The sequence below is a fragment of the Hyalangium ruber genome (assembly GCF_034259325.1).
GTDB lineage: Bacteria > Myxococcota > Myxococcia > Myxococcales > Myxococcaceae > Hyalangium_A > Hyalangium_A rubrum.
Genome location: NZ_JAXIVS010000001.1, coordinates 1,154,822 through 1,178,618 on the forward strand (window position 1 = coordinate 1,154,822; position 23,797 = coordinate 1,178,618).

Annotated in this window: 11 protein-coding genes; 4 read left to right on the plus strand and 7 right to left on the minus strand. The window is 68.3% G+C overall.

The window, feature by feature from the left end:
- Positions 1–37: 37 nt before the first annotated feature.
- Positions 38–5,113, minus strand: a complete 5,076-nt coding sequence (locus SYV04_RS04715) for a hypothetical protein (protein ID WP_321544476.1) — start codon at positions 5,111–5,113, stop codon at positions 38–40.
- A gap of 102 nt (positions 5,114–5,215) precedes the next feature.
- On the opposite strand from SYV04_RS04715, the gene SYV04_RS04720 reads away from it, so the two are divergent.
- Positions 5,216–7,492: a DUF4139 domain-containing protein gene (locus SYV04_RS04720; RefSeq protein ID WP_321544375.1), complete on the plus strand. Its 2,277-nt coding sequence runs from the start codon at positions 5,216–5,218 to the stop codon at positions 7,490–7,492.
- Positions 7,493–9,046, plus strand: coding sequence for a mucoidy inhibitor MuiA family protein (locus tag SYV04_RS04725; protein ID WP_321544376.1), 1,554 nt, complete (start codon positions 7,493–7,495; stop codon positions 9,044–9,046).
- Positions 9,047–9,074: 28 nt separating this feature from the next.
- Here SYV04_RS04725 and SYV04_RS04730 read toward each other — a convergent pair whose 3' ends face one another.
- The 4 genes from SYV04_RS04730 to SYV04_RS04745 all read right to left on the minus strand — a co-directional run bounded on the left by SYV04_RS04730 (position 9,075) and on the right by SYV04_RS04745 (position 14,955).
- A complete protein-coding gene (locus SYV04_RS04730; protein ID WP_321544377.1) occupies positions 9,075–9,815 on the minus strand; it encodes a hypothetical protein in 741 nt (246 codons plus the stop codon).
- Positions 9,816–10,208: 393 nt separating this feature from the next.
- Entirely contained in the window at positions 10,209–10,748 is a 540-nt protein-coding gene (locus SYV04_RS04735; RefSeq protein WP_321544378.1) for a hypothetical protein, read from the minus strand.
- Between the two features lie 36 nt (positions 10,749–10,784).
- Positions 10,785–11,915, minus strand: a complete 1,131-nt coding sequence (locus tag SYV04_RS04740; protein ID WP_321544379.1) for a hypothetical protein — start codon at positions 11,913–11,915, stop codon at positions 10,785–10,787.
- A gap of 130 nt (positions 11,916–12,045) precedes the next feature.
- The gene (locus SYV04_RS04745) at positions 12,046–14,955 is read right to left on the minus strand and encodes an NACHT domain-containing protein (protein ID WP_321544380.1); all 2,910 of its coding nucleotides are present in this window, start codon (positions 14,953–14,955) and stop codon (positions 12,046–12,048) included.
- 2,221 nt (positions 14,956–17,176) lie between these two features.
- Between SYV04_RS04745 and SYV04_RS04750 the strand changes: the two genes are divergently transcribed.
- The gene (locus tag SYV04_RS04750) at positions 17,177–19,189 is read left to right on the plus strand and encodes a serine hydrolase (RefSeq protein ID WP_321544381.1); all 2,013 of its coding nucleotides are present in this window, start codon (positions 17,177–17,179) and stop codon (positions 19,187–19,189) included.
- On the opposite strand, the gene SYV04_RS04755 is transcribed toward SYV04_RS04750, so the two are convergent.
- On the minus strand, positions 19,186–20,463 hold the full coding sequence (locus tag SYV04_RS04755) for a hypothetical protein (RefSeq protein ID WP_321544382.1): 1,278 nt from the start codon (positions 20,461–20,463) through the stop codon (positions 19,186–19,188). The two genes, SYV04_RS04750 and SYV04_RS04755, sit on opposite strands and share 4 nt — an antisense overlap.
- A gap of 1 nt (position 20,464) precedes the next feature.
- Positions 20,465–23,227, minus strand: a complete 2,763-nt coding sequence (locus tag SYV04_RS04760; RefSeq protein ID WP_321544383.1) for a TonB-dependent receptor domain-containing protein — start codon at positions 23,225–23,227, stop codon at positions 20,465–20,467.
- Positions 23,228–23,345: 118 nt separating this feature from the next.
- Between SYV04_RS04760 and SYV04_RS04765 the strand changes: the two genes are divergently transcribed.
- Entirely contained in the window at positions 23,346–23,795 is a 450-nt protein-coding gene (locus SYV04_RS04765) for an SRPBCC family protein (protein ID WP_321544384.1), read from the plus strand.
- The last annotated feature ends 2 nt before the right edge of the window (positions 23,796–23,797 follow it).

A 23,797-nucleotide genomic window follows, 5' to 3' on the forward strand; every position in this document is an offset into this window, starting at 1 on the left:
GAGTGGGATTCACCGCGCAGCATGTTCCGCTGCCGCCTCAGTCCCAGCCGCGCAGCTGGACGCGCACGCTGCGCATCAGCGCCTCCAACTGTTGGCGCCGCAACGTCGCCAGCACCCGGCCACCGACGATGGCCAGCCCCGTGAGCGTCATCACCACGAAGCCCACGCGGTGGTCCCTCAACCCCGCATGCACCAGGTTGGCCACCACATCCAGTGTGAGGAACAACGTGCCCAGCGCCAGGTAGGCGCGGATGTGCAGCGCCATTCCCACCGCCACGCCCAACAGGCACGCGCCTCCGAAGATGAGGGCATACGTCCCATCCGCCGCCAGCCCCACCTGGAGTGAAAGCTTGGCCGCCGCCGGCACGTACAGCAGGAAGCCTCCGAGCAGGCGCACCGCGTTGCGCGCCGCCTGGGGCAGGCCGTGGGAGAAGAGCTGCGCGAGCATCAACAGCAACAGCCCGAGCGGCGCCAGGTACACCTCGAGCCCGTCCAGCCCGTAGGACAGCGCGGCGATCAGCAGCGCCAGGTTGCAGGCCGCCGCCGCCAGCGAGCCGAACCACCGGCTGTGCTCCACCGCGCCGATCGCCGCGTAGAGCAGGCCCGAGCCGCCCGCCAGCAGCGCCGCCTCTCCCGTCGCCTCCGAGGGCAGCACCGCCCACACCAGCAGGGGCAGCAGGGCGGCGAACCTCCGCGTCGCGTTCGCCACCGGGGGAATGCCCGCCCGCCGCGCCAGCACCGTGACGCCCACCAGCGCGAAGCCCAGCACCAGCGCGAAGAGCGCGTCGTGCTCGGGGCGCAGGTCCGTGGCGAACAGGGCGCGCACCAGCGCGTAGACGCCCACCACGGCCACCTGGACGAAGTACACGTGCCGACCCGTGTGCTCACTCCAGGCACAGTGCAGACAGACCAGCACCGTCAGCCCCAGCGCCGCCAGGGCCTGGGGCAGCGTGTCCGCCTCCGGGCTCTGGAGCAGCAGCGCCACGAGGGTGAGCAGCCCGCCACACCCCAGCAGCCACACATCCCGTCCCCAGCGCAGGCCCAACGTCACGTCCAGGCGCCGCTCGCGGAGCCACTGCCCCGCGGCATGCACGAGCGTGGCGCTCACCGCGGCCCCCATCGCCAGGGCCGCGCCATACGCCGTGACCAGCTCTTCATAGGAAGGCCGCTGCCAGCCCTCCCGCGCCACCATCACCACGGACAGGCCGCAGACGGCGGCGAAGCCCGCGAGCACCGTGCCGGCCAGCGCGTCCACCGAGGCCAGCGCCCCCCGCCACTGGAACGCGCCCACGAGCAGGAGCGCGGCCACGAGCGCCACCGTCACGGGGAACGCGGGCGAGAGCATCCAACGCCCATCCAACCGGGTCAGCGCTTCCTCGAGGAGCCGAGGCACCGCGAAGTCCCTTTCGGTCCTTCCTCCAGCGGCCAGGGCATACACCGTGCCGGCCAGCGCATAGAGCGTCGCGGCCAGATGGGCGCTGAGTCGAACCCGATCCGCGTTCAGCCCGCGCCTCCGGGCCACCCAGGGTGCCAGGAGGACCATCGCCAGCGCCACGGCGGCCAGGAGCGGACCGGGCCAGGCCGCGACCACGGGCGCCAGGTGCGCCACGGCGTGGACGAGCAACAGGACTCCCGCGCCGAAGATGATCCTCCCCTGAGAGCGCGCGCCGCTCAGGAAGAGCACGACGCCCGTTCCCAGGACGAGCGCGGCCGACGGGACTCCCGGCAGGAAGAACGACGCGGCGAAGACCAGCACCGCCGCCAGGGTCGCCCAGCGACGCAGAGCCCGCGGCAGCGCATCGCGGAAGGTATCGAGACTCTGGGCATGAACCTCTCGCAGCTCTTCCTGTACCTGAGACAGCAGGCGCCGGAGGAAGCCCAGTCTCGCCCCTGCCCGCACCTGGAGGAGCGCCGCGGCGGCATACACGAGCCCCGCGGCGGCGATTCCGGCGAACGCCCGCTGCCACAGGAGGAAGCGCGTCGCCCCCGGAGGCAGCCACGCCTCGGGCTGCTCCCACCACAGCCCCGGCCACGTCGCCACGGCCTCGGCTCGCACCCATGGGCCGTCTGGAAGCGGCATCGCGACCAGCTCGGGCCCGAGCAGCGCCTGCTGCGCGGCCCAGAGCCCGGCACCCTGGAGTCCGATCAACAGTCCCAGGTGTACGAGCCCGACTCGACGGAAGGAGGCCGCCAGCAGCAGCGAGAGCAGCGCAGCCCCCAATGGCATGAGCGGTGGCACCAACCCCAGCGCGCGGGAAGGTTCGTCGAGCCCCACCAACTGGAAGGGGCCTTTCATGAGGACCAGGATCAGCGCCGCCACGCCGGCATGCGGCACGAAGTGATAGAGGCGCCCCTGCGGCTCGTTCTCCAGCTTGCGCGCCAGCCATGGCCCGAAGCGCCGCGCCACCAGCGCCAGCCCCCAGAGCGCCACGCCGATGAGCGGCAGGCGCCAGGCGGTGACGTCGGGCGGCAGGGGACGCCCCGCGCGGTTGAGCTGGGAGGTCAGGACGATGAGTCCCCCACTGGCGGCCAGCGCCACCACCGAGCCCCGCAGGCGCCACGCGACGAAGCCGCGCGAGAAGAAGGTCAGCAACGCGCTGCCCACGAGCAGGCCGCTGGCGAGCAGGACCGTGGAGCGCTCGGTGGCGACGGGGTTGGAGATCCAGGCGATGAGCGGCAGCGTGGCGTAGAGCGCCACCAGGAGCGCCGCGCTGGCAAACCCATCCGTAAAGAGCGGACGCCCTGTCTCCGGGAACGGCAGCGGAAGGCCCCCGAACATCTTCCTTCCTCGAAGAGCCTCTGCCGCTCCCGAGGCATCGAGCAGGCCTCTCCCTCTCCCTGCGGAGATGACCGCCAGCCCCAGCACCAGCGCCGGGGCAACGAGCAGCATTCGGACGTCGGAGGCATCCCAGGCGAAGCGGCAGAACTGCATGGCCGCGGCCACGCCTCCCAAGGCCGCCAGGAACGACACCAGCCGGCTCCGGTCCCGCCTGGCCCTGAGCAGCAACAGCGCCGAGGCGAGCACGGTCGGCGCGCAAGAGAGCAGGCCTTCTCCCAGGACTCCGGAGACACCGAGCGCCTCGGGCGCCACCGGCGTCAGCCCCGTCAGGAGCACGACCGCGAGCGAGGCCCCCACCAGGGAGAGGTCATCCAGCGGCGAGAGATCCAGCGTCCCCCCGGAGCGGCGAGCCCAGCCCCCGTGGAGCAGCGCGGCGCCCCCATAGAGTGCCGCTCCCAGCGTGAAGACGGCCACCGTCGCCCAGTCTCCGCCGTAAAGGGGGAACTCGATGAGGGCCGCGAGCATCGCGAAAGGCACCGCCACTCCACCTAGGTAGTGCAGGCTCCTCCACCGATGGCCCGCGGCGAGGTGGGCCGCCACCGCCACCAGCGTGCCCGTGACGAACTTCGGCCACGCGCTCCCCTGTCCCGAGATCCACGTCGCCACCGAGACCAGGGGCATCGACGCCAGGGACAGGACAACGCCCCAGCCCAGCAGCCACAGTCGCAAACTTCCGCGCTCGCATTGCCGCGCCACGAGCATCAACCCGGACGCCACCGCCGCGGAGCCGACGCACCACCAGGCCACTTCTCCCGGCATCTGCGCGCGCGCGAGCAAGAAGCCCGTCAGCGTCACCGCCAACACGCCCAGATGCACCAGCGCGCGCCGCCGGGGCTCGAGCAGGAAGAACGCCAGCGCGGCCGCTGCCGGAGTGAGTGCGGAAACCAGGTCCACCCAAGGGTCATCCCCCGGCACGAGGGCAAACGCGGAAGCCGCTCCCGCCAGCACACCGCCCGCCAGCACCGCGTGCGCCAGCACCTCCAGCACGGGCGCGGCACGCGGATACGCCTCGCGGATGGCCTCTCGCGTGGCCGCCCCCGCGACCACCGCCGCGAGCGCCACTGCCCACAGCACCATGCCCGCGAAGGTGGGACTTCCCGGCTCCAGCGAATCGAAGCCCTCGGGCGCGCTCGTGATGGCGAAGAGGGCCAGGGCCAGCGCGCCATAGAGCGCCACGCCCACGCTGACCAGCGGCGCCATCCCCTGCCCCGCCTTCTCCGACCGCCACAGCGAGGCCGCCACCGCTACCACTCCCGCGAAGGCGCAGAAGACACGCGGCCAGGGCTCTTCCCCCAGCCACATCAGCGGCAGCCCCGCTAGCAGCGAGGGGAACAACGCCACCGCGAGCGAGCCCACCGAAGCGCCGTGCAACAGCCTCCCAGCCGCTCGCAAGGTGAGCAGGCCCAGTCCGCTGACCAGGAACGCTCCGGCCACTCCCACCCCGGGCGCCATGGCCGTCAGCGCGGCGAGCGCGACGAACACCACGGGCAGCAGGGCCAGGCCGATGCCCGCCAACACCCGCCCCGCCGAGAGCGAGCGCCGGCCCAGGAACACCCCCAGCCCGATGAACCCCGCGTGGTAGACGAAGAGCGCGCCCGTGACGATGAGCTGGCGGGGCACACCGCCCAGCGCCCGCCACGCCTCGCGCACCCCCATGAGGGAGCCTCCGAGCACCAGCAGGGCGCCCAGGAACCACCACACATACTCATGCAGCTTGAGCGAGCCCTCACGCCCACGAGCGTCGCCGGAGGCGTCGAGGGCCACCATGGCCTCCAGGCCCGCGCCGAGCGCCCCCGCTCCCGCCGAGGAGAACAGCGCTCCCCCCGAGTTCATCGCCAGGCCCAGACCCTCCGCTCCGGAGTCTCCCCCCGGATGCGGGCCTCGCGCTCCCTGCCGGGCAGCAGCCTCTCGCTCCGCCTTCGCCGCCTCTTCCATGGCCTGGAAGAACGCCGCGCCCCAGCCCGGCCTCCAGGACGCGAGACGTTGGAGCGAGCCGGCGACCTCATCCGCCCACTTCTCCACGTCCGGGGCCGAGCCCCTCGGCGGTGGTGCCGGGCTCTCTGCCGGGGGTGTCTCTAACGAGGCGCGCAGCTTCACCGCCGTGCGCGCGTCAATGACTTCCCGCTCGCGCCAATCGTCGATCCGGTGGCGCAGCCGGGTGCGGACCAGCTCTTCCAGGTGCGGCTCGGAGGGGGAGACGAGCGCGACCCCACAGGTGGGGCACTCGGCTCCGACGTCCTGGGGACGGAACGCAGCGCAGGCAGGGCAGATCATCGGACTCACCAGCACCTCTTGGGCCGGAGCATACGTCAGTGAGCCCTCGCGATCTGGGCGAGGGCTCGCTAGCCTGTGTGCCTCTCACTGGAGGGGGCCTTCATGCTCGTTGTCCCGTCCGTCCTGGATGCGGTCACGGTCCACGCCGACGGCGCGCTTTGCACCCGTGTCGCCACGGTGTCCGCCGCCGACGGCCGGCTGCCCACGCAGCTGCGCATCAATGGCCTGCCGCTAGGGCTCAACACCGGCTCGCTCCGAGCCTCCGTGCTCCAAGGGCCCTCGGGGCTCGCGGTCCGCGACATCCGGCCCAGCTTCGACATCCAGCTGCCTCCCGAGCCGGATGTCCCCGCCGAGTACCGCGCGCTCGAGGAGGCCCAGGACTCCCTGATGCGCCTCAGCGCCGAGCTCCAGCGCATCCAGCAGAACATCGAGGCCACCCAGCGCCTCGGGCCCTCCTACCCCAAGCCCAAGCTGGGAGAGGAGCCGCGTCAGGCCTCCCCCTCCACACTCCTCACCCTGGCCAGCTTCGTGGACGAGGAGCTGGCCGCGCTCTACTCCCGGAAGCTCGACCTGGAGCGGCAGCAGCGGGACGCGATCGCCGAGGTGGAGCTGCGCCGGCGACGGCTGAATGAGGGCTCGTCGTCCATCCGCGGCCAGCGCGCGGTCCTGTACCGGGCCGCCATCATCACCCTCTCCGAGGCGGACAGTGCCGCCGGGGAGACGCGCCTGGCGCTGGAGTACGCGGTGCGCGGAGCCCGTTGGGTTCCTGGGTACGAGCTGCGGATGCCGCGCTCGCTGGACGGCGGGACGCTGCGGATGCGCGCCTCCGTGCTGCAGCGCACCGGCGAGGACTGGACGAACGTGAAGCTGGCCCTGTCCACCGCCGAGCTGCACCGGCGCGCGGACGTGCCCGAGCTGAAGGCCCTGCGCATCGGCCGGCGCCAGCCGCCCCCGGCCCGCTCGGGCTGGCGCGAGCCGCCTCCTGGGTTGGATGAGCTCTTCAGCGGCTATGACGCCGCGGCCAGAGCCTCCCCTCCCCCGCCCCCTCCTCCCCCTAGCCCTTCCATTCCAGCGCCCAGGGAACAGCGGCGCAGCATCACCGGCGGAGTGCCACGGCTGGAGATGCCGACCGGGAGCATCGCCGCTCCCGCCAAGCCCGGGTACCGCGAGGCAGTGCCGGAGATGGCCCCCCAGTCCGAGGAACCGGAGATGGACGAGGACGCCATGGCTCCGTCCATGCAGGCGATACCCGCGCCCAAGTCCTCGGGTGGCTTCTTCGCGCCGGGCGCGCCCCCTCCTCCCGCGCCGACGGCCGCCATGCCCATGCGCTCTCGGGGCGGAGGTGGGCTGGAACGCGCCAAGAAGGCGGCGCCCCGTAACAGGCCCAGCAAAGACCTGGGGATGGACGAGTCCGAGGAGCTGCTGGATGGAGCCGCCTTCGGCGGAGCGGCGCCCTCCGAGCTGGAGCCCTCGGCACCCGCTGGACTCGAGCCCGCGGGCAACCTGCTCGACTACGACCGGCTGGAGCTGCTCCCCGCCCACCAACCGGGCAGCCGCGGCAAGCTCCAGCCCCGCCCCGTCTACTCCTCGCTGGAGCTGGTCGCGCTGACGGCGGTTCACGTCCAGGTCGACATCGTCACCCTGCTCGCCGTGAGCCAGCAGTCCATGGACGCCGTCCACCATGTCTCCCCGCCCACCTGGGCGGTGCCTCCGCGCCAGTCCACCCCGTACTTCGACTACCGCTATGACGTGGAGACGCGGATGGACGTGCCCTCGGATGGTGCGTGGCACACCGTGTCGGTGTTCTCCGCGCCGGTGGGGCTTACGGCCGAGTACCTCTGCGTGCCGTCCATGGAGTCGCAGGTCTTCCGCACGGTGAAGGTGGAGAACCGCACGCCCCACGCGCTGCTCGCCGGTCCCGTGGATGTGACGCTGGGAGACGAGTTCCTGATGACCTCGCCCCTGCCCACGCTTGCCCCCGGCGCCACCCAGCGGCTGGGACTGGGCGTCGAGGAGTCCATCAAGGTGTCGCGCAACACGCGCTTCGATGAGGCCTCGGGCGGCGTGTTCGGCGGCGCCACCGTGCTCACGCACCGCGTCTCCCTGGAGGTGGCCAACCGGCTGGGCCGCCCGGTGACGGTGGAGATCCGCGAGCGCGTGCCCGTGGTCCCCGTCTCCGAGAAGGACATCAAGGTGGAGGAGGCCGAGGTGAAGCCCGCCTGGCGCGCGCCCACGCCGCTGCCCGGAGACTCACCGGTGGAGGGCGAGCGGGCGTGGCGGGTAACGCTGCAGGCGGGAGAGAAGCAGGCGTTGGATGCGACGTGGCTCGTCAAGATCCCCTCGAGCAAGATGCTCCAGGGTGGCAACCGGAGGACGTAAGTGAGCACCACCGTCACCCTGCCCGTCATCAAGGTCACCGTCCTCGAGGACCGCGCGCTCGTGGAGCGCCGAGGCGAAGTCACCCTGCCCGCCGGCCCGCAGCGCCTGCGCGTGGAGGGCCTCTCGCCGCTCGCGGTGGATCGCTCACTGCAGATCTCCCTCTCCGGAGGCGCGCTCGTCGGCGCGCGGGTGAGCCGCGTCTGGAAGGAGCAGCCCAAGGAGGGACTGCGCGAGCACCGCACGGAGCTCGGCCGCCGCGTCGAGTCGCTCGAACAGGCCGCGCGCCTGGCCGAGGGCGATGTGCTGCGCCTGGAGGCACGGCTGAACGTGGCGACCGCCGCCCAGCAGGACGTGCTCCGCTCCATCTCGGAGCGAACAGGCGCTGGCAAGGCGGAGCTGGACACGTGGCGCCAGAACCTGGCGGCGGTGCGGGCGGAGATCGCCTCCACGGAGGAGGCACTGCGCCAGGCGCGCAAACGCGAGGCCCGGGCACAGCGGCAGTTGGAGGAAGCCCAGAGCGCGTTCGCCCAGGGAGAGCAACCCGAGACGAAGCTGATCACCTCGGCGGAGATGGAGCTGAACCACCCCACGGGCGGAGCGGTGACGGTGGGCGTGGCGTACCTGGTGCCCTGCGCGGTGTGGCGCCCGGCATACCGGGCCACCTTGCGGCCGACGGAGGGCGGCGAAGCCGTGACGCTCGAGTGCGAGGCCGTGGTGTGGCAGCGCACCGAGGAGGACTGGAAGGACGTGGAGATGGCCTTCTCGACGGCGCGCCCCACCCTGGGCGCTTCGCCGCCGCGACTGGTGGAGGACCGGCTGTATCTGCGCGACAAGACGCAGCACGAGAAGCAGGTAGTGGAGGTGTCCATCCGCGAGGAGACCATCCAGACCACGGGCGAGGGCGGCGCGCAGCCGACCCAGGACATGCCGGGGTTGGATGATGGCGGCGAGCCGCTGACGCTCAAGGCGCTCCACCGCGTCACCCTGCCCTCGGACGGCGCGCCGCACCGCGTGCCGCTGTTCCAGTTCACCGCGCCGGCCACCTCGGAGCTGGTGGGCACGCCGGAGCACTCGCCACTGGTTCACCGCGTGGCGCGCTTCGAGAACAAGGGAGCCTCGGTGCTGCTGGCGGGCCCGGTGGATCTGGTGCGCACGAGCGGCTACGTGGGACGGGCGCAGCTGTCCTTCGCGGGCTTGGGCGAGCGGGTGAAGCTGGGCTTCGGCAGCGAGGACACCCTGCGCATCGCCCGACAGGTGGACGACAAGCTCGACACCAACCGGCTCACCGGTCGGCGTACGCGCACGCACTTCGTGAAGCTCTTCGTGTCCAACACCGGCAACCGCGCCGAGCAGATCGCCATCGAGGAGCGGATGCCCGTCTCCGAGGTGGAGGCGGTGGAGATCGAGCTGCTCAAGGACAAGACGAAGCCCGCGCCAGCGAAGGTGAGCCAGGACGGCATCGTCCGCTTCGAGGTACACGCCTCGCCGCGCTCCCAGCAGGAGCTCTCCTTCACCTACACGGTGTCCAGCTCCTCGAAGGTGGCGGGGCTCTGATTCCAGGTCCACCGCGGGGTGGGTGACGTCAGGGCACGTCCATGACGTGTCCCGGTGCGCGCTCACCCACCAGCGCGCCCTCCGAGAGCTGGGGCATGTTCAGCGTGAAGTCGTAACCCCACAGCATGCCGCTCACGCGGGCCTCCTGCCCCTCCTGGAGCTTCTCCAGTTGGGGAGCGTGAATGGGGTCGAACTTCACCTCCAGCTGGATGCGCGGGTCGTCCACGGTCAGCAACTTGAGGTGCCCGATATTGGGGTACACCGTATCCACGGTGCCCTTCCAGGACACCCAGCGGCCCTCATACTTCTCCCGCCACGCCTGCTTGCGTTGGTCGAGGGTCCGGTCGGGAGTGTCGCGCATGTCCAGGACCACCTGCGCCACATTGAAGGACTCGATCGGACGCTGCCTGGGAGGAAGCGGGTTGGCGCTGTACCGCGGTGCATCCATATGGATGGAGTACACCGTCGCGTTGAGCACCAGCACGACTGCCACGAATCCGACGAACACCAGCCCCACGACACCCAGGGCGATCTTCGTCTTCCGGGACCAAGGCGGCACGAGCCACACGACCAGGCGCACGAGCTGGCGGAAGAGGAACAGCACGAGGCCGATGAGGAAAGTCACCCCACTGCTGGCGGCCTCCGTCACCGCGGAGGGCGCAGGCGGAGGAGGACGCGCGACCCCTCCCGGGCCCAGGTCACAGTAGGCACAGAAGGTAGTGCCTTCGGCCAAGGGCGCGTTGCAGTGGGTACACCGACTCTTGCTCATGGGCATTCTCTCTACCGCAAGGAGCCACCTGAGCAAGGGGCATCGTGGCAACACACCGAGCCACGAAAGGGCACTGCCCCACTCCGCACCTCACGTCGTCCCTGAGCACCGGGGGCGCACCCTGGGTCCCAGGCCCCTTCACGGCGGCCTGGTCTCCCAGGTTGTGCTGTCACCACCCAGCGCAAGACTCCGGCACAGGTGCAGGGCGTGGATAACGCCCAGGCCGTCCTGGCCACCGGCTCGGGCAGCTCATGGGTGCTGCGCTCGGACGGCACGCTCAGAGGCTGGGGCTCCAACCTGTCTGACACCTTGGGAGATGGCGTGTCGTCCCGCCGACTTGTGCCGCGGTCCATGCTGCTCACTCCGTAAGGAGATTCAGGAGACTCAAGGCCTCTATCGTTCATTCAAGAGCGCCTGGCACTCCTCGAGGACCCTGCGCTCCCGACACGCTCGTCTGGCGAGTTCCTCGATCGGAAAGGCTCCGCCCTTGGACACGTTCGGGCGGCCTGGTAGGGCGATGACCTCGAGGGTCGTCACCTGCTCCGAGAGAGGTGCATAGAGGATGGCTTGAGCACTCGGCAGGATCAGAGGTTGGCGTCCCTCCACCTCCGCAAGCCGGGGATCCGCGATGGTGTAGTCGAACAAGACGGTCTGGTTCGCCTTGGTCCTGACGCTCAGATCCTGGATCGCGCTGTTGGACGGAAGCGGTGCTCGCACGATGGTGGAGTTCACGGGCTGAACGCCACTCGCCGTGATCACCACCTTGACGGCCAGCAGCGTCTGCTTTTGCGCCTCGACCCGCAGGGGGTTGCTGGTGCGATTGGCCGCCAGCGCGGCAGATGGCTGCTCCTGGGGGAGACGCGCGGTGGCGCACGCCGCGCACAGGAGGGCGAGTCCCGCGGTGAAGACGGGCTGCAAGGATTTCGAACACATGGGCTTCACTCCTCTCATGATGGGGCCCTCCGCGCTTCAGGGACACTCGGGGGATGGGAAGCACTCGCCCTGGGTGCATTGCTCATAGCGGAAGTGGATGCGCCGGGCGCAGGCCTTGCCGAACGTCGAGCCGTCTGAGTGCTGAGAGGGGCCCATGATGCATCCCTGAGCGCTCGTCGCGGGATCGATGCGCCAGAGCGCGAGTGTTCCTTGGTCTGAAGAGAGCTGAGTGCAACTCGCCGCCGGATACTTGAGTTTCGAGGCCTCGGCCTGGCAGTCGGCCAGGCTGCTCCAGAGGTTTTGGTTGCAGCTCTGGAGAGAGTAGAAGGAATCGCAGCAGTACTCGTCCTGGAGGTTGAACAGGACATGTCCCGATTCGTGGAGGATGCTCTTGTCATATTGAATCTCCGAGGACATCCACTTGCCAGCACGGCAGTCACGCAGCTCGGCCTGATGCAGGAGGACGAGGGCATCCCCGAACACATCCAGCTCGGCGAAGTTACCCGGCGCCGTGAAAAGGCAATCCGCCTCGTAGTCCCCATCCCACTTCGAGTAATAGAAATTGTAGAGGCCACGCCAGGTCTTGATTTCGCTGTATCTGAAATAAGTTCCCTGGATGAGGTTCTCCAGTTCGCTTCTGAAGGAAGCTTCGGCGATGTCCGTGTCCCGGATGAAGATCACATCGAGTTTTTCCGCCGTGCCTCCCTTGAGACGGATAGGGATGGGAGCTGTCCGCAGGGGGTACTCGCCCGCAGCGAACGAATAGGCCTCCATCTCGGAGCCCCCTCCCGTGTCGATCACCTTGGCGGTGAAGGTGATGAGCGAGTTGTCGGGGAACGCCGAAGTCATGGTGTGCATGCACTCCAACGACTTGACGCCCGAAGCCTGGCACGTCTTCACTTCCACGGGTGGACCATCCAGAACCTGGACAAGGTCTCCGGTAGCGGACTCCGAGAGTGTGAAGCGCTCGTAGGAGAGAATGACCCTGTCGATGTCCCCGGTCGCGACTGCCTTGAAAGTCACTGGCTCCGCGCTGGACGGATGCATCGGAGAATGGTGGGCGAACACGCTGGCGGATGCACAGCCCAGGGCTCCAGCCGCAACGGCAGACAGGAACGCATGGAAGAGAAGTCCCCGCGTGCCGCGGCTTGGACGCGCGCTCATCATAAATAGTCCCCCCTGAAGCAGGCGGTCGCATAGTGGGCTTCCCAAGGAAGGACGCACAATCGGGATGAGACCGAAGTGTGCAATCGGTTACCGCCCCCCAGGAGCGCTCCGGTGTCTTGATGTGGGCACATCAATGCGGCGCTTCCGGGGACTCCGGAGGTACTCCCCCTTCGTCCACCCGTGGCTTCGACTCTCGGAAGGGCCAGACCAACGTGGCGATGCGCATGTAGAGCACGCCAAGCATGGGCAGCCCGGCCTGGGCGCAGACGGCGGTGGCAGTGCCCAGCACGTCCCGCGGTGCGAGGGCGGAGCTGTCCTGTAGGCGCTGATGAAACGGCCGCTGCAAGGGCGTGGGCACTGCCTGGATGATGTCTCTCTTCGTGAGCGAGTCATCGTAGAGACGGCTCCACTCCAGGAGTTGCCGCTGGAGTTCCCTGCGCAGGCGTTCCTCGGGGCCAAACACTTCCAGGCACATCTGGAACAGCTCGGACCCGGCCCCCGCGAGGAGCTCGGACTGGGCGCTGGTGAAGAGGGGATCCGCGGCGGCTCGCCAGAGGACCTCCCACGTGGGCCTGGCGTGCTCCTGGGCGAAGAGACCACAGGCCGTGAGATAGCTCTGCATCGAGTCGTGGAAGAACCGCACTTGCAGGGGCGTCTGGCTCCGTTCGAGGGAGGGCTCGTCGGGGATCAGCACTCCCGCCTTCAAGAGCTTCTCGAGCTGGGGCCGCTCTGGGGCATTGCGGTAGCGCAACGCGCGGACCCCATTGGCCCAATACGTCCTCAGGCAGAGTGCGCTGCTCCAGGCCAGCAGCTCACTGTCCTCGGCGTCGTGGAGGCTCGAATCCTGCCTTCGGAGCAGGCCGCGGAAGGCGGCCTCATAGAGTTCGGAGACATTACTGGCGGGACCGTGGCCGAACATGAGTGCGAGCCGGACGAGGATGGGCAGGTAGGTTCCGTCCGGTCCCCGGCACGCGGCCAGGAGTTCCGCGCGCAGCTCGGGCGCTCCCTCGGGGCGGTAAGCGTCGATGAACCAGCCCAACGTCTCTTCATCCAGGCGCCTGGGCTGAACGTGCAACCAGCGAGAGGAACTCTCGATGGCGTGCCGGAACCCATCATGCGGGCGGCTGGTACACAGCAGTCTCACGGTTCGTCCATACTTTCCATCGAGGAAGCTCTGGATCGCTTCAGAGCTCAGCAAGGACTCCGTGAGTCCATCCACCACCAAGACATAGTCCCCTCGCTGCAGCATGGCTTCCTGGAGTTCGCAGAGGAGTGGATCGGCCTCCAGGGCCCGCTGCACTGCTTCGAGCAGCGTGCCACTCCGCGCGTCACAGAACACGGGCAGGGGGCCTGAAGGATCCTGCTCGAAGCGAAGGAGGAGCTGTCGTATGGACTCTCTCAGCAATGCGCTCTTGCCTCTGCCTCCAGGGGACTCGATGAGGACGCTGGCCTGCGGGTGCCACTCGGACACGGTGAGAAAGTCGCGGATGTGTGTCTCGGGGGAAGTCACAGGGCCCGGGGGACGCGGTGCCTCGGGTGAGTCAGGCTGACCGGGGTGGACTCCTCCTTCGCGCAGGTCCGCGGGGAGGGAGACGTAACGCTCGTTGTTGGCCTGGCGACGCTGGGACATGAGCTTGCGCCAACCATGCGCGACATAGTTGGCGAAGAGCCGCCGACGCATTCCTGGCACGGCGAGTGCCAGGGGCGTGAGCCATTGAAAGGGTTTGATCCCGGCAAGCAAGCGGAAGACAGGAGGAGAGAACGCTCCCAGGAGCAGTCCGAGGAGCACCTCCACGAAGAGCACCCCGACGAAGGTGGGGAAGTGGATCTTCAGGCGGTGGGCCACGTCGGAGAACGCCAGTCCGCTGCCCGCCAGGACATGGAGGGTCCATCCGATGAAGGGAAGCCAGCTCCGGGCGGACCGCGTGCGAGGCAGGAGGACCAGGGGGATCCCCAAGAGCATCGTCGCCATCACGCAGGCGATACCCGTGCGGAACCAGACCTGTTCGATGAGGGGAGTGCGGAAGGGGATGTGGTGGAGCACCAGGGTCGTGTCGATCCCCGTCTGGTCGTAATACCGGAAGACGATCCGGTAGAGGCCGTCCTGAACGAACAAGTCATCCAGGTTCCATTGGAGCTGGGGAGGAGGGGCCCCCTGGCTGAACCGCCGGGTGCCGGAAGCGACGAGCCTGTGGGGAGTGCGCTCATCCCAGAGGGAGAACTCCAGAACTCCAGCGGCCTGGGTGGCGTGGTCACGGCCCGGCCATCTCAGCTCGATGCTGGAGGCTTCATTCTGTCGAAGGGGTGCGCGGATGTTGAGCCGCCCTTGGAGGGTGACGTCCCGCCCGTTCTTGACCTCGAGGGAGCCTCCCTCCAGCTTCAACGCCGCTCCTACTTCCGAGAGGGGAACATAGGCGAAGCTGGTGGGAATGCCCTGAATCCAGCCATGCAGACCATCTCCCGCTGGAAAGACGTAGGCGGCATTCGCTGACTTCAGCACCAGGTGCTCTTCGAGGTACCGCTCTTTTCGCAGGGAGATGAAGTAGAGATTGTTGTCCTGGGCCGACTGGAGCCAGGCCCCATCACCCGTGGGCTCTGCATCCGCTGATAAGAGCTCCAGACCCTTGAGGAGGGGGGTCACTTCAATAGAGCCATGAACCCCCCGGACATGGAAGGCCTGGGTCTCCCACAGCAAGATGTCATCGGAGCCCAGGAGAAACGGGAAGATGCCATGGAAGGCCTTGGGAGGGGCCTGGGCCCAGGGGAGCGCCTGGTCCTTGCTGCCGAGTACCGTTCCATTCTCGTCCAGGAAGCGAGCCTTGCCCGACTGCGTCATCAGCCAGACGAGGCCCGAGCGCGTGACGACCGAGAGCACCTCTTCTCCGCGAAGCAGTGCCCCGCCGGGGAGTAGCGAGCGTCCCTCGATGTCCAGGAGGTAGACTCCTCCCGAGTCCGCCGTGTTGCTCCACGCTGCCGCGGCAACCCAGATGCGAGTGCCATCCGCGCTGGGGACGACCTGTCGGATCTCTTCACCCTTCAAAAGGAGAATGGGGGGCAGGCCCGAGGAGGAATCTGCTTGGACCCGATAAAGCTGCCGTGTGCCGACCGTTCCTGTCTGGGCAGGCGCGTCCATCACCACCCAGGCGCTCGTACCTTGGGGGCTGGGGAGCACCCAATGAATCTTTTCCGCCCTCAGAAGCGGTTTCCCGAGAGGTTTGGCGGCTTGGGCATCCACGAAGAAGAGCCGGTCCTTCGTCTTGAGCCAGGCCTGTTGTCCACCGTTGACAGGAATGACACGCAACGCATCCAAGTCGTTCGGGCTCCCCCATGTGTCGATGTCGAGCAGAACGGGTGGAGAGAGGCTCCCCGATGCATCGACTGTCGCAAGGAAGGACCGACCGGCCCGATGGAAGAGGACCCAGAGGTACGCGTGAGGCCTCCAATCCTGTGGAAGGGCTGAGTTCCAATACACGTTGTAGAGCGCTGCGGGGGGCTGCTCGCTGATGCGCTGGAGTGGATGTGCTTCGAGCACGACATGCCTTCTGGGAGGATCTTGCGTGGCATCGATCAGGTACACCTGACCTGGGGCCTGCGTTTCGCTCGGATCCGCCGTGTGTCCGATGACCCAGGCTCTGCCAGGAACGTTCGTTCGGACCAGTTCCGAAGCGTGGATGCCCTTTTGGGGCCAGAGGCTGCCAGGGAAAAGGCGGTTTCCTCTGTGATCGATCATGGAGACAGCGCCCTGGTCCAGGACCCAGGCATGCGCGCCATCGCCGAAGGGAGCGAGGTGCGCTCGGGTGCTTGCCACGGGAACCGGCCAGAAGTTGCTGCCGCTCACCTCGGGCTTCACGTCCGCTACCTGTCGTCCGCAGGTGATCAGCCCACAGACTCCCGCCAGAAACAGCTGCGTCCAAAGAATGGACTTGCGGCCTGCTCTTCGTGCAGCGATTTCGGCCATGCAGTTCCTTGGATATCCGAGGTTCCCCGAGCGACGATGCCCACGGCTCTTGGAGAATCCAAGTCATGGCGGAGTGGATGTCGCCGGGGGGACGCTGCTTCCCTACCCCAGGGCTGCGGGTGGGCTCTTGCAGGGTCGCCATCTCTTGTCGATCCTTACCGCTCACTGGCGAATAGGCCTTGCCTGATTCAATTCAAAGGGAGGATGCAAGTGCTACGTTCCTTGCACCTGATCGGGAGTGTCGTGCTCCTCATGAGTTGTGCGCACGACCCCGAACGAAGATGTGGGCGCGGCTCCGAAAGGATGAAGCCAGAGGTGAAGCCGGGCGAGAATCTCCAGATAGATCCTGCGCTGGCCGTGGCTGCAGCGGCCCGTTGGGAGTCCCAGTGCTTCCTGGAATTCAGCAGTCAGAGCATGACTGGAGTGACGACTCGCTACTACGGGCCCATGGTGATTCGCATGGGGATGGAACAGGAACTCAAGCCCTGTAGCCCCGGGGCCACAAAGCCGTGCTTGCAGATGAAGGAGAACCCTTCAGGTACACCTTTGGCGCAGTCACTCACTTCGTGCAACGACGCCAAGGCGATAAAGCCGTGCCTCGAGAGGGCACAAACTCCCCAGCCAGGGTATTTCGTCAGGGCAGGGCCAGAAGCGGTGGGTACGCTTCTTGATGTCACTGGGACGCAATCCGTCTTCAACCCTGGAGTGGTATTTGTCCTACAGAAGCAGCTCCTGATGATAACGATTGATTGCAAGGGAGCAGCTCCCCCCAAGGATGCTCCGCAGTAGCGCCTTCTTGGGGTTGTCGCGGAGGAGGGCCAGACCGTCGCGATAACGCTGCCCTCGCCTTGCCTTGTCGTTACTTGGGGAGGGCCTGTCCAAGCGTGAGCTGCTGGTTGCACGAGGCAGCCCCGGGGCCCATCCCTCGTGCCGACGAGACGCGCTGGGCTGCCTCCAGCAGTAACCGGACGGCCCTGCTCAACCTCTGCTCGCCGTCCGGGTCGGGCATGTCCTCCTCTTCACTTTCCAGACACGCTGGCCCATCCCTCTCGGCTGATGGCCCAAGCCCTCTTTGGGAGTGCCGTGCTGGGAAGTCTTTACGGAAACCGCGCTCGACCAAGTTGGATCGCGCTCGACAGAAGTTCCGAGCGGCGGGTTCGATTCCCGCCGCCTCCACGCACGGAGTCGACCGAGTTTCGATAGGTCGGCATGGAGGCTGGGCCGATGCTAAGACGCACGCTGAGTGAAACGCGTCGCGCATACACCAGCGTCTCCCAAGCCCGTGACGGAGGCTCGCACGTCCATGACCCTCACCTTCGACATCAATCGCGCCCTGAAGAACGTGGCCGGTCACGCCCGCCGCGCACAAGCTCTGACCGGCGTACCCGGCATCGCCATCGCGATCGTGTCAGACGAAACCATCGCCTTCGCGCAGACCGGCAGCACCACCGCTGGCGGCTCGACGCTGATCAATAGCGACACGGTGTTCCAGCTCGCGTCACTGTCCAAGCCAATCGCCACCACCATCGCGGCCTGGCAGCTCAGCCATGGCGCTACGTGGGGCTGGGACGCGGCCATCGCCCGCGAACTGCCCGGTTTCTCTCTGGCCAATCAGGCGGTGACCGTCGGAGCGCTGTTCGCCCACCGTAGCGGCCTGCCCGATCACGCCGGCGATCTGCTCGAGGACATGGGCTACGGCCACGAGGAGATCCTGCGCAGGCTGAGCCTCCTTCCGCTGTCGCCCGGGCACATAGCCCCAAGTGGACGCTTCGTCAGCAGCTACGCGTACACCAACTTTGGATTCACCGCCGCCGCGCTCGCCGTGGCCCGCGCTGGAGGCTGCGACTGGCCGGTCCTGGCAGAGCGCGTGCTCTACCAAGCGTTGGGGATGACCTCGACCAGCTCGCGGTTCAGCGCGTTCGAGGCCGCGCTGCGCGCCGGAACGGCCGCGGTCCCGCACCAGCGCACGCCCGCGCCGCTGGCCGGCACTCCGCCCTTGCCCGCAAATCCGAGCTGGCAAGCCACCTCCCCGGTGCGCAATGCCGATGCCCAGTCGCCGGCCGGTGGCGTGTGCTCGACCACGCGCGACCTGGCGCAGTGGCTGAGGCTCCAGCTCGGGCTCATCAACGACGGACACTTCGATGGGGCGTTCCGCGCCCAACTCGCGCTGACCCACCAGCCCTACCTTCCGTCGTCCACGGGCTATGGCTTCGGATGGAACGTCGATCTCGGCTCCGACGGCAGCGACGGCCAGCCGCCTCGGCCTGTTCGCTGGAGTCACTCGGGCGCGTTCGAGCTGGGCGCGGCGACCGCCGTGATGCTCCTGCCGCAGTGCCAGACCGGCATCGTCGTGCTCACCAACGGCCAGCCGATCGGTGTGCCCGAGGCGATCTGCCGCGCCTTCATGGAAGACGCGTTCTCGGACAGCGTCGACTTCGACGCGATCCTCCAAACGGCCGCGGCCATGATGCAGGACGGGATCTACAAGGTACACGAGCCGCTCCCCTCGCGCCCGTCGCACGGCGCCCGCATCGCCGACGACTACAAGGGCACCTACACCCACCCGTTCTATGGGCCGTTCACCGTCGACGGCAGCGGGCAGGGGGGCGACATCCACTCGGCGTTCCACATCGCGATGGGGCCGCTCGCCACGCCGCAACTCAACCGGCTCGCGCTCTACGGCGGCGACACGTTCCTGTACGAGCCGCAAGGCGAGAACGGCGGCGGTCAGAGCGCAGTCGCGTTCGCGTCGTCGCCGAACGGACCGATCACCGGCGTGGAGATCGAACACCTGTTCGAGCCCTACACCGTCGGCAATGAGTTCCCGCCGTCCGACGCACTCCCCAGCTACGTCGCAGACACCTGGCAGGACGTCTACTTTCTCGATACCAGCCTGGTGATCGGATTCGACGCCATGCTGCGGTCGTGGACCTTCGTCGCGCTCACCGACCAGCCGGTGGCGCTGGTGGTGTACCGACCCTATGGCAATAGCTACGAGCTCCAAGCCAAGACCGACTACGTGACCCCGCGCCCGTACTCGGTCAACACGTTCTTCACTGGCCCCATCGCCGTGAAGGCCGGCGACCGGATCGGCTTTCACCAGAAAGAGCTTGGCACCATCGCGTTCAAGCTCGATCCCGACGCCCCGCAGGACCGCGGCAAGGGCAACTTTGGCGGTCGGGTGTGGTTCACCCCCGGCGCGAATGCTCCCTCGTTCGAGTTCTCGTCCTCGACCGACCGGACCTATCTGATCCAGGTCGAGGTGGCGTGGGGCCTTCGCGGCCCCGGCATCGCGCGGCGGTCAACAACTGGCTAATAGAGGGACAGCTCGGCCAGGGACTCCAACGCCACCAGGCGCCCACTGGCCGGGCGAACAGCGACCCGGACGTGACGCACCGGGGGCGCATCCACCAGCGGCACATCGAGAAACAGGAAGCGCTCGTCCGTGCGCAGCGGGGCGTCGAAGGGGCTGTCCACGGCCCATTGCTCGATCGGAAAGACGAAGGAGCGCGCATCGGCCCCCTCGTCCAGGAACGGCGCCGCGCTCCCCAGACGCATCCACTGCTCGCCATCCTCGCTGCCTTCGATCACCACGAGATCCACCGACTCGAAGTCGGAAGTCGGGGGAATGCCCAGCCCGCGAATGACGACCCGCGACACGCGCGCGGGGGCCTCCAGTGTCACGCCCACCTCCTCGACGGACTCCTCGGCGTCTTCCCTGCGCAACAGCGTGGAGGTCAGCTGCCCATCCGTCCACGGACAGGCACCTTCGGTGGGGGGCCAACAGGCGGCTCCGCGACTCAGCGGCCGAAGGGCCCCCGCCGTCCAGGGCAGCCGCTCGCTGCGCCACTCCACCCGGAACTCCAGGCCCCCGGAAAAGCCCCCCAGGGGCTCGAAGTTCCAGATGCCCGCGCTCACCGCGCGAACCTGCATCTCGGGAGCCGTGAAGTCCTCCAGCATCCACGGTGTCGGCGCCCAGGGCGAAGCGGCTCCCTTCCTCTGCCAGATCAACTGCCCTCCACTGAGGAGCTGGACGATGGGAACGGGCTCGGGTGAGAGCAGATCGGTGACCGTCCCATCCGGGTTGTAGAGCTCGAGCACCCGTCCCGAAGGCGGGAGCTGGGGAGCGGCAGGCATCACGGAGAACGCCAGCGCCGCACCGTCCGGGCTCTCCACCCGCGAGAGCCCCGCGGCCCAGGTCCGCAGCACGGGCAGCTCCACGTCATCGCTTGGCTCGAAGCTCAAGAAGGCGGCGCGCCCCTCCTCCATCGGAGTGGACATGCGAAAGCGGGCCTTGAACTGCTCCGTGCCCTGGATGAAGTAGCCGCTGTCGCCCGACAGCACCTCGACCGTGAAGTGGCCGTCCGCGCCGGGCGTCACCTCCGTATAGGGCTGAAACGGAGGTGGGGGCCGGTTCCGCCTCGGGTTGAGCGGCTCCACCGTCCGCTCCACCGGCAGGGTCACGCCGGACAGAGGCAAGCCATCGGCGCGCTGCACCTCGCCGTACGCGAAGATGGGATCCTCGGGGTAACGCTCGCACCCGCCCATGGCCAGCGCCAGCATCAGGATGAGACCGCGTCGCGGCGCCATGTCAGTAGGTTCCTTTCAAGCCCAGCATGGGCAGGACGAGGGGAATCTTGATCGCCCGGCGCTCCGGCAGCCCGCCCCCCTCGTCGAAGCCGTAGGTGTAGCCATACACCTCGGACTGAACGGAGACGTTGAGGATGTCCAGGGAGAGGTCCAGCGTGTAGTCATCCTTCGCCCAGGACTTCGCGGCGCGCAGATCCACGCGGAAGAAGGGCGGCAGCCGCCCCAGCCGGTCCCCATCCGCGCGTACCCAGGTGACGTTGCCTTGAGGATCCGTCGCCACACGCTGGGTGTGCGAGGTGATCTCTCCGGACTCCGGGCGACCGGTGTTGAAATGCACCACCGCGCCCACGGTGTAGTTGTTGCCAAACTTGTAGCTGAGGGCCGTGTTGAGGACGTGAGCCTGCTCGAAGGCGAAGGGCAGCGTGGCCTCGCCCGAGGAGAGCACGCGGTTGTTGTCGTCGTAGCGGTCGAAGCGCACCCGCCGCTTGCTCTGCAAGAAGCTGTAGGACACCCAGCCGAACCACTGCCGCCCCAGCGGGTGGCGCGCCATCAGCTCGAAGCCGTAGGCATAGCCGCTCTCGCTCGGGTCCTCGCTCGACACGCTCGCGCGGCGGCGGTTCTCCGCCACCTCGGCCAGGTCGAACTCCACCGTGCGCGACAGCGGGTTGTAGAAGGCGTCCGCACTCAGCTCCAGCCCATCGAAGGGTCGCCACTCCGCGCCCACATCCATCTGCACGCCCTCCTGGAGTCCATAGCGGAGGCCCGCGCTGTCCAGCACGGGCAGGTGCAACAGCACCGTGGGAGGCTGATGGAACAGGCCCGCCCCACCCTTGAGCGTCAGCGTCTCCGAGAGTGCGTGGCGCACGGTCAGGCGCGGCTCTACCCCGGTGAAGGTGAGCCCGGGCACCAGGTGGTAGGCATCCACGCGCACCCCCGGCACCAGCGTCCAGCGCTCGCTCGGGTTCCACGTCAGCTCGGCGAAGGCCCCGCTGAAGGTGGTCAGCGTGGAGGGACTCTTGAGCGGATCGCTCGGGTCACCCGGGCGGGTGCCGGGGGGCACGCCGGTGCCTCGCAGCACCACCGCTGCCCGCCGGTGTTCCACGTCCCCGCCCATCCGCAGTTCCAGGCGCTGGCCGAGCTGCTGCCGCCAGCCAGCCCGAGCCGATACCAGGGCCTGATCCATCCGGTACTCGCCCACCCGTACCACCTGCTGTTGCTCCTGGATGACCCGCGTCTCATCTCCGATGAGGCCCGCCCCATCCAGTCCCACGGTGATGCCCGCTTCCAGCTCGCCTCCCTCCACCGGGTACGTGCCGCGCAGGTCCACCCGGTGGAAGCGCTGGAAGACTCCGCCTCCCGCCGAGTCCAGGACCTTCTCGTCCGGAGACAGGCCCACATCGTCCGAGCTGCCCAGCGCGAACAGGCGCAGCCGGCCCTTGCCCACCTTCTGCTCGATGCGGGCCTGGTAGTCCCAGAAGCCCGCTCGCGTGCGGTTGGCGTCCTCCGCCAGATTCAGCACGTTGGCCATGGTGGAGATGAGCAGCGCCGTGTAGCTGATCCGTCCCGCCACGCTGATGCTGGTGCCGGTGGAGGCAAAGGGGTACTCGACGAAGCCGCCCGCGTTGATGAAGTCCGCGTAGACGGTGGCGTGCAGCCGGTCCTCGCGAGGCCGGCTCAGGCGGCCCTCCACCACGCCGCCCAGTAGCCGCCCGTACTGTACCGAGGGCGTGCCCGGGTAGAAGTCCACGGTATCGATGAAGTCCGGATGCACCACCGCTGGTCCGAGGAGCAGGTGGTACAGCATGGGGATGCGCACCCCATCGAGGAAGAAGCCCGTGGCGGCCGGCTGGCTGCCACGCACCACCGGGTAGCTGACGCCCGAGGCGAGGCTGCCCACGCCCGGCATCAGCATGACGACGCGGAAGGGGTCTCCCTGGGTGCCAGGCACCTCGCGGATCTCCTGCTCATGCAGGGAGAAACGCGTCACCTCGGTGCGCGGCTTGTCGTCGCGCACCACCGTCTCGTATGGGTTCACCACGCCGGGCTGCAGCCGGTAGACCACCTGCAGCGTCTGTCCCGGCGCGAGCGTCTCCTCGAAGGTGGCGGGAAGATGGCCGGGCGAACGCACCTCGATGCGGTGGGCGCCCGGGGGAACTTCCAGCGTGAAGCGTCCCTGGGCATCGGTAGTGGCCGCCGGCGTGGCTTCGCCATCGATGAAGAGGGCTGCATCCGCCAACGGACGCCGGGTACCTCGGGCCCGCACCTCTCCCGAGAGGCGGACCCGCACCGGGGCTGGTGGCGGAGGCGGCTCGAAGCGGTAGACGAAGGGCAGGCGCACCGACACGGCCACGCCGCCCAGCGTGGCCGGCTGGAAGCGCAGGCCGGGCGCGGCCTTCTGTGCGGCCTCGGCGAGGCGTGGCTCGGAGGGAGCCTGAACCACCTTCACCTCGGCCACCGCGCCCTGCTCATCCACGAGCAATTCCAGCGTCACCTCGCCGGGCGTGCCCTCCAGTCCTTCCGGCCAAGCGGCAGGGGAGTCCGCCAGCAACACGGGAGGAACGAGCGGGGCCTCTCCCCCATCGGTGACGAGGCCCAGACGCCGGGCATCCTCGGAGGAGATCGAAGTGCCTCCATCGCCCGCCTGAACCTCGACCTCCACGGCGCGGGGCGCGCTGGCCTCCGAGGGAACGCCCTGGGCCCCCGCCGCGAAGGGCAGCAGGAGCAGGACGAGCGGGAGCCATGGCAGGTGGCGCGGCAAAGACATGGGCCCGCAAACACCACGCCCGCCAGAAACTGTCACTTCCCTCGTAGACGAAAGAGCACCACAGCCCGTACAGCGCCGGCACGGGAGAGGATATGGTTCCCTCTCCTACCTAACGTCCATGGCCCGCTTCCGTCTGGAGACCTTCATCGCCGCACCGCCGGAGCGGGTCTTCGACCTCTCCCGGGACCTGGACTTCCACCAGCACTCCCTGGCCGACACCGGCGAGAAGATCGTCGGTGGGCGACAGGGAGGCCTCATCGAGCTGGGCGAAGAGGTGGAGTGGCAGGCCCGGCACCTGGGCTGGGTCTGGCGACTGCGCAGCCGCATCACCTCCCTGGAACGTCCCCACCGCTTCACCGATGTCCAGGTGCGAGGTCCGTTCTCCGCCTTCGAGCACCGGCACATCTTCGAGCCCACGGAGGGCGGCACGCGCATGGTGGACGAGTGGGAACACCGCGCGCCCCTGGGGCCGCTGGGCTGGCTCGCGGATCGCCTCTTCCTGGCGCGCCACATGAAGCGCCTGCTGGAGACACGCAACGCGGCGCTGAAGCTCGAGGCCGAGAAGTAGCC